Below are 16,170 nucleotides of genomic sequence, written 5' to 3'. Positions count from 1 at the left end.
ATTCCGTGCTAGACTCAGTACTGCTTTATTTCGACTTGGCGGAAGAAATATAGCATGAGCCCCCTGGTTTCGATCAGGGGGCTCTTCTTCGCTCTCAACCCTGAAAGAGAAAGTCTTTCAGAAAAATTGCACGCCGAGCCGGAACGCCCTCAGATCACGAGAACGGCTGTGCGTTGAACGTTCGTCAGCGCCCCAGCACGGGGACGAGCCCGGTGAGCAGATGAGCGCCGCACCAGCGGGACTCGGCGTCCTTCTCCAGCACGACCTCCTTTCCGAGTGCTTTCGCGAGCTTTCTGGGCTCGGGGGCTTTCGTGGGGTCCTTCGCCACTGTCAGGCACACCTCCCATTCGTGCTGCACGAGCTTGGAGACCTCGGAGGCAAGGCTCAGGTGTCGAACCTTTTCGTCTCCCTCCAACACGTCGATAATGAGACCCGTGTCTTCCGGGTGCGCCATCTTCGACAGCACGGCGATCGCGTTCGTCCGTAGCGTGACGGTGCTTCCGGTTCGTGACCACTCGCGCAGGTGGTCCGCACCGCTCTGATTGAGCTTCGCGGCCAGGAAGAAGTCAACGTTTCGACTCGAAGGGGTGTTGGCCAGGGAACCCGGATCGCCACTGTCGATAGATCGGGCGAGTTCGGTCAGGGTCGGCCGGTCAAGTTTCATCACGCGGGGATGGGTGATGTCCCGTCGCTTCAGCATGTCGTCTCCAATCGGCCCCAGCTCTCGCTCGTACGCGACAACGATATCCACCGTGGCCGGTCGTCTTCCCCTCTCGACGAGTCCGAGGTACGGCTTCGAGTAGTGCGTCAACTGAGCCATTCTGGTGAGGCTCAGCCCAGCATCCTCGCGAGCAGCCCGCAGCAGCGACCCCACATCCTCCGCTGTAGACACTGGAAGACCTCTCTGACCTTCACTCGGTGATCGGCGCCTCCGACGATACCGGCAGAGCACTTCGATGGGTAACAACTCAGATCCATTGTGTGCCCATCTGTCCGAGGCAACTAGGGAGGCGTAACGATGGAAACCACCGAGCGACAGCACTACTGGTTGCCCGTACCGGATCGAACCGGGTTCAAATGGCACCGGCACGCCTTCCGGGGCAAACACTGGGACGGCCGACCGGCCGATACGTCGGTGTGCGGGTTTCAGTACCCGATGGCGAAACCGAGCGAGTTGGACTGGTTTCAGGCCCCCACCTGCTCGGACTGCACGGAACTCCTGATCGCCGAGCAGTCGGGCACCGGGAGCACCGCGGAGGAAGAATGACCGGACGGAACCGCGATTCCGTATAGACCACGCGGGTACGTTCCGGCCTTCTCCGGCGACTTGAACGAATCCAGAAGGGTTCACAACAGCACTTGGACAGATCCGGCATCCCATCGCAATTGCGATCGTTTTCGCACGAATCGGTACGCGAGGGCGTAACCTCTAGCGATTCGAGATAAAATCGGGAGACGGAACCAAACGTCAATCGCCGTTGTCCTCAACAACGAACTTACGGAAATCCCCTGCCTGCTGCGGCTCTCAGCGGGAGTTGGACTGAGACACTCGGTTCCAGCTCCTGGGATTTCTCGTACTGGTGGTCGGAACGATGGCCGACGACAGGTTCGAGGGCACCCCGCACGCGCCGCGAACAGGCCGGGCACGAACGCCGCACAGGGCGACGAGCGCGGCCCGGTTTCACCGGCCGAACGTTCCTGAACGGCTTCACTTCCGTGTCCCCGCCCCGGGACGATGCCGCGCACGTGGCCTATCCTTCCCACGTGCCACCCGAAGTACTGTCCGAACGAACGTGGCGTGCCAGGGAACAGGCTCACCTGGAACGGATGCGGCACTGGACGCTGCCGCACCGCGAACGGCAGCGGCGCGGCGAGAAGCACCCGGTGATGGACTTCCTCTTCACGTATTACACCCAGCGCCCGTCGAGGCTGGAGCGCTGGCAGCCGGGTTTCGGCGTGGTGCTGGAGGGCGGCGAGAAGTTCCTCGACCGAAGCGGCTACACCGAGACGCCGGACGGCGTGATGGTGTCCCCCGAAGCGCTGACCCCGCGGCTGCTCGACACCGCCGATTTCGTGCACCGCCTGCTGAGTGCCACGGAATCACGACCGGCACAGCTGGGATGCTTCGGGCTGCACGAGTGGGCCATGGTCTACCGGCTCACCCAGGACGAGCTGCGGCACTCGGAATGGCCGCTGCGCCTGGGCGTCCATGGCACGAACGAAGTCGTGGAATCGATGCGCATCCAGTGCAGCCACTACGACGCGTTCCGGTTCTTCAGCACGGCCGCCCGACCGCGCAACACGTTGCAGCCCACCCAGCAGGACCGGGTGAACCTCGAACAGCCGGGCTGTCTGCACAACAACATGGACATCTTCAAGTGGTGCTACAAGCTCGACCCGTTCGTGCCCGCCGAGCTGACGGCCGACGCCTTCGAGCTCGCCGCCGAGATCCGCGAGCTGGACATGCGCGCCAGTCCCTACGATCTCGGCGAGCTGGGCTACTCCCCCGTCGAGATCGAAACCACCGCGGGTCGTGCGGAGTACGTCCGCTACCAGCGGGCGTTCGCCGAACGAGCGGGCGTGCTGCGGCAGCGGCTGATCGAAACGTGTCGGCAGCTGTCGGAAAAGCACGTGGGGTGACCGCGACGGCGGCCACCCCACGTCAGCACGACTGCGCTCGGATCACTCGCTGACCGTCAGACCGAGTTCCCCGTTGTCGTCCCGCTCGGCGTCCAGTGTCTTGTCGCCGAGCACAGTGGCGGCCTGTTCGTCCAGGAAGACCCGCACACCGGACTGCTCGACAATCTGGTCACTGTCCTCCGGGGCGTTGGCGACGGCCGCTTCCAGGCTCTCCGGCGAGGCCTCTCCCTCGGACGAGCTGATACGCAGACCGGCCCCTTCCGGGGACTCGCCACCGACCAAGATCAGCTTGATGACCTCGGCCGCGTTCTCGCTGATGGTGAGCATCTGCTCCTATACCCCTCTCGGAGTCGGTCACGTAAAGAGCCCACGGTATTAGACGAGGTCGTGGAACGCTCGATTACCCCTCGTAAGCCGACAGGGGCGGGCAGGAGCACACCAGGTTGCGGTCCCCGCGCGCCTGGTCGATCCGCCGCACCGGGGGCCAGATCTTGTTCTCCGGAGCACCCGTCGGGTACACGGCATCCCACCGGCTGTAGGAATGCTCCCACTCCCCCGCCAGCGAAGCGGCGGTGTGCGGAGCGTTGACCAGCGGGTTGTCCTCGGCGGACCAAGTCCCCGCCGCGACCTTGTCGATCTCGGCGCGGATCGCGATCATCGCGTCGCAGAAGCGATCCAGTTCGGCCAGGTTCTCGCTCTCGGTGGGCTCCACCATGAGCGTGCCGGCGACGGGGAACGACATCGTCGGCGCGTGCAGCCCGTAGTCGGCGAGCCGCTTGGCCACGTCGTCGACGGAGACTCCGGCCCGTCCCGTGACGTCACGCAGGTCGAGGATGCACTCGTGCGCGACCAGCCCGCCGCCTCCGGTGTAGAGGACCGGGAAGTGGTCGTGGAGCCGCTTGGCCACGTAGTTGGCCGAGGCGACCGCCGTCAGGGTGGCGCGGCGCAACCCGTCGGAACCCATCATGCGCACGTATGCCCAGGAGATGGGCAGGATCGAGGCGCTGCCCCACGGAGCGGAGCTGATGGGGCCGACACCGGTCTCGGGCCCCGCCTGCGGCTGCAACGGGTGGTTCGGCAGGAACGGCGAAAGGTGTTCGCGTACCCCGATGGGGCCGACACCGGGACCACCACCCCCGTGCGGGATGCAGAAGGTCTTGTGCAGGTTCAGGTGGGAGACGTCGGCACCGAACTTGCCCATCCGGGCCAACCCGATCAGCGCGTTGAGGTTGGCGCCGTCGACGTAGACCTGACCGCCCGCGTCGTGCACCAGACCGCAGACGTCCTGGACCGTGTTCTCGTAGACCCCGTGCGTCGAGGGGTAGGTGATCATGATGGCGGCGAGCTCGTCCTGGTGCTTGTCCACCAGCTCGCGCAGATGATCCATCTCGATGTTGCCGGCATCGTCGCAACGCACGACGACGACGCGCAGTCCGGCCATGACGGCGCTGGCAGCGTTGGTGCCGTGGGCGCTGGCCGGGATCAGACACACTTCGCGCTGCTGCTGGCCACGTTGGCGGTGATAGGCGCGAATGGCCAGCAGCCCGGCGAACTCGCCCTGGCTGCCGGCGTTGGGCTGCAGGCTCACCGAGTCGTAACCGGTGATCTCGGCCAGCCAGTTCTGCAGGTCCTCGACGACGCGCAGCATCCCCGCCGCGTCCTCGGCCGGAGCGAACGGGTGCAGCTCGGCGAACGCGGGCCAGGTGATCGGTTCCATCTCGGCCGTCGCGTTGAGCTTCATGGTGCAGGAACCGAGCGGAATCATGCTCCGGTCCAGTGCGACATCGGAGTCGGAGAGCCCGCGCAGGTAACGCAGCAGCGCCGTCTCCGAGCGGTGCCGGTGGAAGACCGGGTGGGTCATGTACTCGGTGGTCCGACGCAGCGCGGCGGGCAGCGCGTCCGACACGAGGGCGTCGAGCTCGTCCACCTGGGTGAGGTCGTCACCGGTCAGCCCGAAAGCCTCCCAGACCGAGGTCAACCGCTGCCTGGTGGTGGTCTCGTCGCAGCTGATACCGACGTGGTCGGCATCGACCCTGCGCAGGTTGACACCGTTGCGTCGTGCCGCGGCGACGATCTCGTCGGCGCGGCCGGGAACACGGGTGAGCACGGTGTCGAAGAAGTCGTCGTGGCAGACCTCCACCCCGCCGCGACGCAGCTGCTCGGCCAGCACGGTGGCCATGCGGTGCGTGCGGGTGGCGATGGCGCGCAGTCCTTCGGGGCCGTGGTAGACGGCGTACATCGAGGCGACCACGGCCAGCAGCACCTGCGCGGTGCAGATGTTGCTGGTGGCCTTTTCACGGCGGATGTGCTGTTCCCTGGTCTGCAGCGCGAGCCGGTAGGCCTGGTTGCCGTCGGCATCCACGCTGACTCCGACCAGTCGGCCGGGAAGCTGGCGCTCCACGCCCTTGCGCACGGCCATGTAGCCCGCGTGGGGGCCGCCGAAGCCCATCGGAACGCCGAAGCGCTGGCTGGTTCCGACCACGACGTCGGCACCGATCTCACCGGGGGCGCGCAGCATGGTCAACGCAAGCAGGTCGGCCGAGACCACGGCCATCCCACCGCGGCGGTGCACCTCGGAAATGACTTCCTCGTGATCGCGGACGGCGCCGGAGGCCCCCGGGTACGCCAGCAGCGCGCCGAAGAACTCCCCTTCGGGCAGCCCGGCCGCACCTCGCGAGAGGTCGGCACGGACGATCTCGATGCCGAGCGGTTCCGCGCGGGTCTCGACGACCGAGATGGTCTGGGGCAACGCATCGGTGTCGACGACGAACCGCGGGGACTTCGAACGCCCCGCGCGACGCACCAAGGTCATGCCCTCGGCGGCTGCCGTGGATTCGTCCAGCATCGAGGCGTTGGACACCGGTACGCCGGTAAGGTCGGCGACCATCGTCTGGAAGTTCAGCAGGGCTTCCAGTCGGCCCTGGGATATCTCGGGCTGGTACGGCGTGTAGGCGGTGTACCAGGCCGGGTTCTCCAGCACATTGCGCCGGATCACCGGCGGAGTGATGGTGGGGTGATAGCCGAGGCCGATCATCTCCACGTGGGGGTTGTTGCGGTCCGCGAGCTCGCGCAGCTCGTCCAGGGACTCGGCCTCGGTCGCCGGTTCCGGCAACGCCATCCGCATGTCGCGTTCCCGGATTCCCGCAGGGACGGCTTGTTCGCCGAGCTCTTCGAGGGAACCGACACCGACCACATCGAGCATCCGAGCCAGCTCAGCCGGCATGGGGCCAACGTGGCGGTCGGCGAACGGTGTTCCGTGTTCGAGAGCGGCCAACGGTATACGCTCGTCGGTCATCGCCAAAACCTCAATCGTCGGGCATCTCGGACAGGGCAGACAGCACTCGGCTGAGTTGCTGACCTCCCCCTCTGTCAATGCCCGCGACGCGGGCGCCTGAGAGCTTCGCCCGGTATGGCGGGCTTGCACCGTCGGCGGGGTCACCACGACGCTGTGGCGAATCCCTCTTTCCAGAGGTATCTCGCCCGTACGGTCCCAATAGCCTGAGAGGTTGTCGGGGAGGGGTTGCTCCTTCGGCGCCGTACCGAGTACTCGGCACGGTCTCTCCCGTACGGGGTCGGCGACAGGTGTGAGCGTACCTCATATCGCACCGTCCAGGGAGTGTGTGGAAAGGCGCACACTCACCGAGTGAGTCACCGAAGCTCGGCACCACGCCACTCGCCACGGAGGCCGCTCGAGGGGATCCGGTCGGTGAAACCCTGCCGGTCACCCGGTCTGGCGGTCACGACGCTTGCGGGAGAGCTCGTCCTCGTCCGGTGTCCGGACACCGCTCCCGTCGGCGCGTTCGGCCGGGAAATCGTGAATCGTGCCGGTTATCTCGCGCATCGCTCCGCTGACGGCGATCCCGAAAACTCCCTGGCCACCGCGTAACAGATCCACCACGTCTTCCGCCGAAGTGCATTCGTAGACGGTTGTCCCATCACTGAACAGAGTGACGCCGGCGAGATCACGCACACCGCGACCACGCAGGTGGTCCACGGCGATGCGGATGTTGTGCAGTGATACGCCCGCGTCCAGCAGACGTTTCACCACCTTGAGAACCAACATGTCCTTGAACGAGTAGAGTCGCTGCGAACCCGACCCCTCCGCGAGTCTGATCGAGGGCTCGACCAGCTCGGTACGGGCCCAGTAGTCCAGCTGTCGGTAGGTGATACCGGCAATCTGGCAGGCCGCACGTCCCCGATAACCGACCAGCTCGTCCGGAAGCGCCGCGTCCGGGAACAACTCGGCTTGTTCTACGTCCGTATCCAGCCGTGATGCGTTTTCGACCACGCACGCCTCCCCTCGGCCGACCCACGGCGGCCATCGGATCCGGAACCGCAGTCGTCGACATGTCCGAATCCGATCTCGTCACGCCCCCATTCGCTCGATCACCGCGCGCACGCCCACCGTGTCATTCAACAGTATGCCCGCCGAAAACGGCGGTCAACACGACTCGCGGAGCGCCGTACCGGAAGTACCGCACCTCGCACCACGTGGTGCTCCGCACCCGCGGGGAGACGCCTCGACCCCCACACGTTCGAGACGTTCCCCGCGACCCGTCGCGCGAACAGCACAACCGCGGATGGAGCGCCTCAGGTGTCGGCACCGCGGAAATCCTCCGGCGAAACCGAGTCCAGGAATTCCTTGAACTTCTCGACCTCGTCCTCCTGCTCGTCGGGAATCAGCAGCCCCGCCTCGTCGAGCACGGACTGCTCGGCGTGGATCGGAACACCGGTGCGCAGTGCCAGCGCCACCGAATCACTCGGCCTTGCCGAGACCCGCACATCGCCGTCGAAGACGAGCTCCGCGTAGAAGGTCCCTTCCTGGAGGTCGGTCACCCGTACTTGTTCCAACTCTCGCCCGAGCGCACCGACCACGTCCTTGAGCAGATCGTGGGTGAGCGGCCGCGCCGGCCGCACTCCCTGTTGCTCCAGGGCGATCGCGGTAGCCTCGACCGAACCTATCCAGATCGGCAGATACCGCTCGCCGTCGGTCTCGCGCAACAGCAGGATCGGCTGGTTGGCCGGCAGTTCCACTCGCACGCCGACGACGCGCATCTCGCTGCTCATCGTCAAATCGCCTCCTCCAGCGCGCCGAAGCGTGACATCTCCTTCGAGGATCGCGCACCGACGCCTTCGACGCTACCCGCGATACGGCGAAGACGCCGCCCACACAGGCGCCGACCGCTTCCCTCGTCCCGTGGATCACCCGATGGGACGTACACACCGTACCCCGCCCACCGGGGTGATCGGGCATGTCCCACAGCGGCGCGATCTCACCGGAGGGGAACCGGTTCGACTGCTCCCAAAGGTCCATGAGCGAGCGTGGCTCGCGGATTCGGCGGCCGTATCGGAGTACCCTGTTCTCGCCGAACGACGGCACCCCGGATGCCACCGAACACGGCACCGCCCGCTCGTCACCGGCTGCCCTGCGCCCCTTCCGCCGGACCGGTCAGGAACACCAGACGGAACTTGCCGATCTGGACCTCGTCACCGTTGGCCAACACCGAGGTGTCCACGGGTTCACGATTGACATAGGTTCCGTTGAGGCTTCCCACGTCGACGACGACGTACTCCGCGCCTTCCCGACGAAACTCGGCATGCCTGCGTGAGACGGTCACGTCGTCCAGGAAAATGTCGCTGTCGGGGTGCCGACCGGAGCTGGTCGTCTCCCGGTCGAGCAGGAATCGCGAGCCCGCGTTGGGGCCGCGCTTGACCACCAGGAGAGCGGATCCGGCGGGCAGCGCGTCCACACCGGACGCGGTGGACTCTGCAGGCGCACTCTCTGCGTTCTCCTGCTCGGAGAGGAAGGGCTTGAAGACCGAGGTGGTCTCCGATGACTGCTCCGGCGATACGTCGCCGGGCCCGTCGTTGGTGCTCACCTGAGCTCTCCTCCTGCGGATGGATCGTGCCAGTACCACCCAACGTACCGCGCCGTACACGGCGTCGGACGGCGAGTCCCGATATTCGAACCGATTCGGCAGGTCGCCAACCGGGCGTTCCCCGGATCATCGCAGCGAAGATCACATTCGTTCAACGGTTGATCGCCCGTGCCGAACGCGGCACCGGGCCGAACGGCACCGACGCATCGGAACGATACCGTTCAACCACGCGCACGGGCGAGGCGGACAGCTCCGAACACCTGACCGAGATAGAGCAGGCCCGCCCACAGGTAAAGCGCCGCTCCCCATCCGGTGAAGGCGTAGGCGAACGGACGCGCGATCCAGTCGAACGCGAAGTCCCCCTGCACAAGCAGCAACAGCGGAAACGCGTACATCAGGCAGAACGTTGCCGCCTTGCCCAGATAATGCACGTCCGGCGGTTCAAAACCGTGGTACCGCAACACCGGCAGGCACAGGGTCAGCAACAGGTCGCGCGCGATGAGCGCGAAAGCGGCCCACCAGGGCACTACTCCACGAATCACGAAGGCGACCAGGGTCGCCACGATGTAGAGCCGATCGGCAGCCGGATCCAACAACTGCCCAACCCGGCTGTACTGATCCAGCCAGCGAGCGAGTTTCCCGTCCAGCCAATCGGTGACACCGCTGAAGACCAGCACCAACAACGCGAACAGATCCCACTGCGGCCCGAGAAGCAACCACAAGAACACCGGAACCCCGGCGAGCCGCAGCAGGCTCAGCGCGTTGGGAACCGTCCACCACGGATCACTCCAGACGCCGGCGGCGACTTCTCTGATGCGGTCGATGCCCTGCTCCGAAGGCTGACCGCCGGAGTTCCGCGCCGATCCCGTAGTGGCGCCATCGGCGTCTTGCACCACGAGACCCTCCCCTGCGAGCGGGCCGGCCCACTCGACAGGACGAGGCGGCCCGCGATCCGTGACACATCCACTCGTGGCAACGCCGGACGTGTCATCGTGCCTGTTGGTTCAGGGTGCCATATGTCCCCCTCACCCGATGACGGCACCAGTTCGGCACGCTCCAGTGGGCGGTGGAGATTCCATACGACTCGCGCGGGGACTCCGATACGGCCCGCGCCGCGTGCCGAGCGGCGTCGCGGTCGCGGACAGCGCGCCGGAGCACGGTGTTCGAGCACTCCGCGGGACAACCGCGTTCGTCGGTGCACTTCGCCACTTCCGGTGGGGCACCGAGCGACATCATCCGACGACACGTGCCGAACCGGCGACGCCCGACGTGGCGTGCCCGACCACGAACACCTCTGCTCGGCCGGCACCAGCCCGACCAGCGGCAGTCGCGATGATGAACGGCCTGGTCAGTGCACGGGAAGCGACCAGCCTCTGCGGTTGAGTTCGGCGTCGCTGAGAAACCGAGGTCTCCCCCGGTCGTCGACGCCGGCCCAGCGCGACCTCCCGCCACTTCCCTCGAGGACGAAGGGGTGACCACCGCTCCAAACCACGCTGCAGGGGGTGGTGGGGAGCCCGCCACCCCCGCATCCCGCCCCGTCGTCGGGAGCGGACTCCGATTTCGATGACGTATCGCTGCGCATCTGTCGTAGTACCTCCGCCAGAACCGTCGTCCTGACCGTCTCCAACGTTAGCCTCCGGGGTTTCGGGTCCGATTGTGCGCGCCACTCGGGAATGTGTCGCGGCACACACTCATTGTTGCGCCGGACGGTCCTCGCGGAGCGCCGAGTCGACCGTGCCGCCCCGCACGACGATCCGTCGCACGGACCGGCCGAGCGCTCCGGACCACCGCTCGGCGCAGCCGAGGACACGGCGAGCGGTTCCGAGAGCCCCTCGGGCCGATCCCTCACGCCGGAACCACCTCAGCGACTCGGTGGTCATCCGGGAAACGAGCCCTCGAAATAGCACGGAAAGAATTCGAACCGAACCCGCCGGATCCCGACGAACGATCCCGACCGAGCCGGATCGATCGAGCTCATCCGCGACACGAAAAATCAAAAAACACTCGGTAATCGGAATGACACCATACGTAGGAATCCGAGCCCGGACGAAACCCAGCACGCCGACCGAAAGCGAAGCGCGGGATCAACGGCGATCTGTGTCACGGATCTCATCGCGCCGTGAGTCGAACAACACTCGAAAACGCGACACAGCGAGACCTTCTCCAGCCGCAGGCAACACCACCCGCGGAGCCACGGGACCAACAGACAGCACTTTGACCTGCATATTCGGAGCCAATAACCACTCGACAACAAGAGCACCCACCGGAAAACAGCCAACCGCCCCGACGACGATTCGTTACTTCGACGTAACTAGTACATCTGTACATCCACGCTGTTTCTGGCTATGGTCTCGAACCGTTCTGACAGCGACACGGAAGGGAAGAACGTGCCTGCCGAAACACGCACGAACGGTGACGACAGCACCCGACCACCCGTCGCCCACAAGGGCAAAAAAGGGATGGTGAAGATCGGCGTTTTCGTGATCGTTCTGGCATTCGCCCTGACATATGTGGCGCTCGCGGAACCGAACGTTTCGTGGCCTGGGCTGATCGCGATGCTGGTTTTCTACGCGCTGTTCTACTGGCTGGGTGCTTTCGTGGCCGCCCGACGCGGTGGCGGGCTGGGCGACACGATGGTCGCGGGACGCAACATGCCGCTCTGGATCGGCGTGTTCACCATGACGGCGACCTGGGTCGGTGGCGGCTACATCAGCGGTACCGCCGAAAGCACCTTCAGCAGCGGTCTGGCCTGGGCGCAGGCGCCGTGGGGGTACGCGGTGAGCCTGCTCATCGGCGGACTGTTCTTCGCCAAGAAGATGCGTCGTGGCCGGTTCACCACCATGCTCGACCCGATCGACATCCGGTTCGGCAAGAAGGTCGCCGGACTCGGCGCGATACCGGCGATCCTCGGTGAGATCTTCTGGACCGGGGCGATCCTGACCGCGCTGGGGACCACCTTCGGAACGATCATCGGCCTGGACTTCACCGTCTCCATCATCCTGTCTGCGGTGATCGCCGTGGCCTACACCGTGGTCGGCGGTATGTGGTCGGTGGCCATCACCGACGTGGTGCAGGTCGTGGTCATCTTCATCGGTCTGATCGTGGCGGTGCCGTTCGCCGCCTCGGCGGTCGGCGGCCTGGGCGACGCGTGGGCGGCCTACCCGTCGAACTTCGACTTCGAGTCCTACGCATCGTTGTTCCCGCCGTTGACGGGCTGGGACGATCCCGCTTGGGGCCACTCCTACTGGAACTGGTGGGACGCCGGAATCGCACTCGTGCTCGGTGGCATCCCCTGGCAGGTCTACTTCCAGCGAGTACTGTCCTCCAGCAGCCCGAAGAACGCGCGCCGACTCTCGGTGGGTGCCAGCGTGATGTGCGTGCTGGCGGCCATTCCGCCGGTGCTGATCGGTGTGGTGGCCACGGCGGCGAACTTCCAGGCGGAGGGAGCTCCCCCGCTGGAAAGCCCCTCCATGGTGCTGCCGTACGTGCTGCGATACCTGCTTCCCACCGGTGCGGCGGCGCTGGGACTCGGCGTCCTGGCGGCAGCGGTGATGTCCAGCGTCGACTCCTCGGTGCTCTCCGCCTCGTCGCTGACCGGCTGGAACGTCTATCGACGCCTGGTGCGGCCGAAGGCCGGTCCGGAGCAGGTGCAAAAGGTGATCCGCAGGCTGATCGTCATCATCGGCGCCGCGGCCACCCTGATGGCACTGCAGGCCAGCAGCGTCTACGACCTGTGGTACCTGGCCAGTGACCTGATCTTCGTCATGTTGTTCCCACTGCTGGTGTGCGCGCTGTTCGTACCGTTCGCCAACCGGATCGGCGCCACGGCCGGTTTCGCCGTCGCCGTCCTGCTGCGGTTCTCCGCGGGCGAGGACACCTTCGGCCTCGCCCCGGTGCTGCCCTGGCCCTGGTACGAGGACGGCGCGGTGCTGTTCCCGTTCCGCACGGTGACGATGGTGGCGGCACTGCTCACGATCATCGTGGTCTCCGCGCTCACCCGACGCAAGAGCGAGCCGGTACCGATGGCGGCATTGGAGCCCGATACTCCGGAACGGGCGCGGTGGGGCAACGATCTCACCGAGGACTCGGAGTCCGGGCGGGATCCGAAGGACGCGGCCAAGGCGGAGGTCTGACCGTCACGGTCTCGTGACAACCACACCGCGACACGTCGGCCCCGCCACGGCGAACCGTGGCGGGGCCGACGTGTCCACCGGCACGGCGACGGCAGTAGTAGGTCTACTCCGAACGGGCTATATGCCTCCCCCGCAACTTTGGTCTATACCTTATCCAACCGTCTCCGACGAGAGGTACAGACCAGGATGAAACGAACTCGGGAAGCACCCCGAAATTCGCGCGGACTACTCCCCGCCGCGCTGGCGCTGGCCACCAGCGCGATGCTGGCGGGCGGAACAGTGGCAGTGGCCGGTCCCCAGCAGGACGAGGACGGGGCCGCACCGGACAACCAGCGGGCCTCGACGGGCAACACCGTTTCGCTGCACGACGTCATCCCCGCGCCCACCCGGGTAAGCGAGGAATCGGGTGCGAAGTTCCACATCAGGTGGAACACCGGCATCCACACTCCCGCGGACAATCCGGAGGCCGAGGAGGTCGCGCGGTACCTGCAACGACAGCTGCGCCCCTCCACCGGTTACGGATTCCTGATCAACCGTGACCAGCCGGGCCGCAACGACATCGTGCTACGGCTGGACGGTTCGCGGGCCAGGCTGGGTGACTCCGGTTACCGGATGGACATCGACCGGGACCGGCTCACGATCCACGCGACCGATCCGGACGGGCTGTTCTACGGCGTGCAGACCCTGCGCCAGCTGCTGCCGGCCAAGGCCGAGAGCGATTTCCCCCGACACGGCCCGTGGAAGGTCCGTGGGGGCGAGATCGTGGACAAACCCCGGTTCGAACGTCGTTCGGCGATGCTGGACGTGGCGCGGCACTTCTTCGAGGTCGGTCAGGTCAAGACCTACATCGATCAGCTGGCACAGTACAAGGTCAACTATCTGCACATGCACCTGAGCGATGACCAGGGTTGGCGCATCCAGATCGACAGCTGGCCCCGACTGACCACGCACGGGGGCAGCACCGAGGTCGGCGGCGGCGAGGGTGGCTACTACACCAAACGCGAGTTCGCCGAGATCGTGCGCTACGCCTCGGCACGCAACATCACCATCGTCCCGGAGATCGACATGCCGGGGCACACCAACGCCGCACTGTCGTCCTACGCCGAGCTCAACTGCGACGGCAAGGCACCCGATCTCTACACCGGCATCGAGGTCGGCTTCAGCTCGCTGTGCATCGACAAGGACATCACCTACGAGTTCGTCGACGACGTCATCCGGGAAGTCGCCGCGATGACCCCGGGCGAGTACCTGCACATCGGTGGCGACGAAGCTCACGCGACCACCGATGAGGACTACCGGAAGTTCATGTCCAAGGTGTTGCCGATCGTGGAGAAGCACGGCAAGACACCGCTCGGTTGGCACGAGTACGCCAAGACCGAGCCCTCCGAGTCGGCCATGGTGCAGTACTGGGGCACCACGAACTCCAACGAGGTGGTCGCCGAAGCCGCGGCCCGGGGCAACGACATCCTGCTGTCGCCCGCCCACAAGTCCTACGTGGATCAGAAGTACAACGAGGACACCGAGCTCGGTCTGGACTGGGCAGGCCCCACCACTGTCCGGGAGGCCTACGACTGGAACCCGGGCAGCTTCATGGAATCGGTGCCCGAGAGCTCGATCGCCGGGGTGGAGGCCGCGCTCTGGAGCGAGACGGTGACGAACTCCGACGAGATCGAGTTCATGGCCTTCCCGCGGATGCCCGCCATCGCGGAACTGGGCTGGTCCTCGTCGGACAAGCTCGACTGGTCCTCGTTCCGGCAGCGGGTCGCCGACCAGGGACCTCGCTGGGAGGAGCAGGGAATCAACTTCTACCGCTCCGAACAGATTCCCTGGCCGTGATCCCCACCGTGCGCCGAACGGCGAACTGAGCACCGGCACATCCCGGCAGCAGCGCCGGGATGTGCCGGTTTCGCCGTCCGATCGCTCCCCGACCGCTGCCGACCGCACGCCCTCGGCAACGATCGGACGGCCACCGGAACTCAGCCGGCGAAAACGTGCCGGGAGGCCCACTCGGTCCCCAATTTGCCCTTCTGGATCTTGCCCAGCTCGTTGCGCGGCAGTTCCCGAACGAAACGCACCTCCCTGGGGCGCTTGTGGAAGCTGAGCAGCCCCGCCACGTGCTCGACGAGTTCCCGCTCGGAGATTTCCGCGCCCCCCGGCACCACCCAGGCCACGATGCGCTGGCCCAGCTCGGGGTCCTGCTCACCGGTCACCGCCACTTCCGAAACCGCGCCGTGCTCCAGCAGCACGTTCTCGATCTCACCCGCGCCGATCCGGAAGCCACCGCTACTGATCATGTCGGTGGCTCGGCGCCCGACGATGCGAACGTAGCCGTCCGGTGACCGGGTGGCCATGTCCCCGGTTCGGAACCATCCGTCGGTGAAAGCGGCCCGCGTGTCCTCCGGACGGTTGAGATACTCCCGGAACAGATTGGGCCCGCGAACCAGGATCTCGCCCACGGTCTCGTCGTCGGAGGCGATGATCCGGTTTCCCCCGTCATCGACCAGGATCAGCTCGACCCCGTCGAACGGAAGTCCCACGTAGCCGGGCCTGCGGTCGCCGGAGGAGCGTACTCCGCAGTTCATAATGGTCTCGCTCATCCCGTAGCGCTCCACCACCCGCTGACCGGTCAGCCGCGCGATGCGCTGGTGCTCGGTGGCGGGCAGCGCGGCCGAACCGGACACCAGCAGCCGTGCCCGCGCCAGTCCCCGCCCGATGCCGGGGTCGCGTTCCGCGTCGTCGGCCAGCCGCCGGTACATCGTGGGGACGCCGAACAGCATCGTGCCCGTTCCGGACAGCTCCTCGGCCACCCGCGCGGTGTCGAAGCGAACCAGGTGCCGCAGGCTTCCCCCGACGCGCAGTGGTCCGAGCAGCCCGAGGATCAGGCCGTGCACGTGGAACAGTGGCAGGGCGTGGACGAGAACGTCACGGTCGGTCCATTCCCAGGCCCGCGCCACCGCGTCGAGATTGCTGCGGATCGCCTCCCGGGTAAGCACCACGCCCTTGGGCATTCCGGTGGTGCCGGAGGTGTAGACGATCAGGGCATCGGAGTCCCCGGTCGGTTCCTCGGGCAGCGCACACCCGGCCACCTCGAGGGAAACCTCGTGCACGGGCAGTCCGGACAGGGCCGGCGGTGGTGTGAACCCGGGTGCGCCAAGTACCAGCTCCGGTTGGCTGTCGGCGAGGATGTGTTCCAGCTCCCGCCGGCCCAGCTTGGGGCTGAGCGGCACGACAGCGGCTCCGGCGGACAACGCTCCCAGCAGCCCCGCGCAGGTCTCGGGAGTCGCGTCGGCCCACACCGCGACGCGGCTCGCCCTACCCACGAGAGCGGCTGTCTCGCCCGCGACCAGGGAGAGGCGCGAATAGCTCAGCGCCCTCGCCCCGAAGCGCACGGCCTCGCTCTCGTCGGGTTCGCGCAGTTTCGGCAACAACGCCGCGCGGTCAGCACACATACTCGCCCCCGAAGGCTCCGTCTAGGGTACGACCGGCCACACAACCGGATTCGACCTCCGGGGAACGTG

Annotated in this window: 12 protein-coding genes and 1 riboswitch; of the genes, 4 read left to right on the top strand and 8 right to left on the bottom strand. The window is 66.3% G+C overall.

Annotated elements, in window-relative coordinates; genetic code table 11:
* Positions 1–184: 184 nt before the first annotated feature.
* Complete coding sequence (locus J2S53_RS03225; protein WP_456239687.1) at positions 185–892, bottom strand: helix-turn-helix domain-containing protein; 708 nt, start codon at positions 890–892, stop codon at positions 185–187.
* 126 nt (positions 893–1,018) lie between these two features.
* Here J2S53_RS03225 and J2S53_RS03220 point away from each other — a divergent pair, with 126 nt between their 5' ends.
* Positions 1,019–1,267 (top strand): hypothetical protein, encoded by a 249-nt coding sequence (locus J2S53_RS03220; RefSeq protein WP_092928523.1) that lies wholly within the window; start codon positions 1,019–1,021, stop codon positions 1,265–1,267.
* A 560-nt stretch (positions 1,268–1,827) separates the two neighbouring features.
* A complete protein-coding gene (locus J2S53_RS03215; protein ID WP_456242686.1) occupies positions 1,828–2,640 on the top strand; it encodes a 3-methyladenine DNA glycosylase in 813 nt (270 codons plus the stop codon).
* A gap of 42 nt (positions 2,641–2,682) precedes the next feature.
* Here J2S53_RS03215 and J2S53_RS03210 read toward each other — a convergent pair whose 3' ends face one another.
* The 6 genes from J2S53_RS03210 to J2S53_RS03185 all read right to left on the bottom strand — a co-directional run bounded on the left by J2S53_RS03210 (position 2,683) and on the right by J2S53_RS03185 (position 9,415).
* Positions 2,683–2,967 (bottom strand): HesB/YadR/YfhF-family protein, encoded by a 285-nt coding sequence (locus tag J2S53_RS03210; RefSeq protein ID WP_092979924.1) that lies wholly within the window; start codon positions 2,965–2,967, stop codon positions 2,683–2,685.
* 73 nt (positions 2,968–3,040) lie between these two features.
* Entirely contained in the window at positions 3,041–5,935 is a 2,895-nt protein-coding gene (gene gcvP, locus J2S53_RS03205) for an aminomethyl-transferring glycine dehydrogenase (protein ID WP_456239686.1), read from the bottom strand.
* Between the two features lie 180 nt (positions 5,936–6,115).
* A riboswitch (glycine riboswitch) is annotated at positions 6,116–6,215 on the bottom strand.
* A 146-nt stretch (positions 6,216–6,361) separates the two neighbouring features.
* Complete coding sequence (locus J2S53_RS03200; RefSeq protein ID WP_092979921.1) at positions 6,362–6,928, bottom strand: MerR family transcriptional regulator; 567 nt, start codon at positions 6,926–6,928, stop codon at positions 6,362–6,364.
* 302 nt (positions 6,929–7,230) lie between these two features.
* On the bottom strand, positions 7,231–7,707 hold the full coding sequence (locus J2S53_RS03195) for a bifunctional nuclease family protein (protein WP_026152307.1): 477 nt from the start codon (positions 7,705–7,707) through the stop codon (positions 7,231–7,233).
* Between the two features lie 347 nt (positions 7,708–8,054).
* Positions 8,055–8,519, bottom strand: a complete 465-nt coding sequence (garA, locus tag J2S53_RS03190) for a glycogen accumulation regulator GarA (RefSeq protein WP_456239685.1) — start codon at positions 8,517–8,519, stop codon at positions 8,055–8,057.
* Between the two features lie 221 nt (positions 8,520–8,740).
* The gene (locus tag J2S53_RS03185; RefSeq protein WP_092928533.1) at positions 8,741–9,415 is read right to left on the bottom strand and encodes a CDP-alcohol phosphatidyltransferase family protein; all 675 of its coding nucleotides are present in this window, start codon (positions 9,413–9,415) and stop codon (positions 8,741–8,743) included.
* Between the two features lie 1,563 nt (positions 9,416–10,978).
* Between J2S53_RS03185 and J2S53_RS03180 the strand changes: the two genes are divergently transcribed.
* Both J2S53_RS03180 and J2S53_RS03175 read left to right on the top strand, forming a co-directional pair.
* Positions 10,979–12,652: a sodium:solute symporter family protein gene (locus tag J2S53_RS03180; RefSeq protein WP_456242685.1), complete on the top strand. Its 1,674-nt coding sequence runs from the start codon at positions 10,979–10,981 to the stop codon at positions 12,650–12,652.
* Between the two features lie 186 nt (positions 12,653–12,838).
* Positions 12,839–14,488 carry a beta-N-acetylhexosaminidase gene (locus tag J2S53_RS03175; RefSeq protein WP_456239684.1) on the top strand — a complete coding sequence of 550 codons (1,650 nt, stop codon included), beginning with the start codon at positions 12,839–12,841 and terminating at the stop codon, positions 14,486–14,488.
* A gap of 140 nt (positions 14,489–14,628) precedes the next feature.
* Here the strand turns inward: J2S53_RS03175 and J2S53_RS03170 are convergent, their stop codons facing one another.
* Entirely contained in the window at positions 14,629–16,101 is a 1,473-nt protein-coding gene (locus tag J2S53_RS03170; RefSeq protein WP_456239683.1) for an acyl-CoA synthetase, read from the bottom strand.
* Positions 16,102–16,170: the final 69 nt, after the last annotated feature.

Origin of the sequence: Actinopolyspora lacussalsi, from assembly GCA_030803735.1 — a bacterium.
GTDB lineage: Bacteria > Actinomycetota > Actinomycetes > Mycobacteriales > Pseudonocardiaceae > Actinopolyspora > Actinopolyspora lacussalsi.
The sequence above is the reverse complement of the archived record's forward strand: the minus strand, read 5'-3'. Positions and strand labels throughout refer to the sequence as shown.

Excerpts from the sequence above, each read along its gene's own strand:
- J2S53_RS03170 (WP_456239683.1), bottom strand. The coding sequence starts at position 16,101 with ATGTGTGCTGACCGCGCGGCGTTGTTGCCGAAACTGCGCGAACCCGAC.
- J2S53_RS03215 (WP_456242686.1), top strand. The coding sequence starts at position 1,828 with ATGCGGCACTGGACGCTGCCGCACCGCGAACGGCAGCGGCGCGGCGAG.
- J2S53_RS03210 (WP_092979924.1), bottom strand. The coding sequence starts at position 2,967 with ATGCTCACCATCAGCGAGAACGCGGCCGAGGTCATCAAGCTGATCTTG.
- J2S53_RS03175 (WP_456239684.1), top strand. The coding sequence starts at position 12,839 with ATGAAACGAACTCGGGAAGCACCCCGAAATTCGCGCGGACTACTCCCC.
- J2S53_RS03220 (WP_092928523.1), top strand. The coding sequence starts at position 1,019 with ATGGAAACCACCGAGCGACAGCACTACTGGTTGCCCGTACCGGATCGA.
- J2S53_RS03180 (WP_456242685.1), top strand. The coding sequence starts at position 10,979 with ATGGTGAAGATCGGCGTTTTCGTGATCGTTCTGGCATTCGCCCTGACA.
- J2S53_RS03195 (WP_026152307.1), bottom strand. The coding sequence starts at position 7,707 with ATGAGCAGCGAGATGCGCGTCGTCGGCGTGCGAGTGGAACTGCCGGCC.
- gcvP (WP_456239686.1), bottom strand. The coding sequence starts at position 5,935 with ATGACCGACGAGCGTATACCGTTGGCCGCTCTCGAACACGGAACACCG.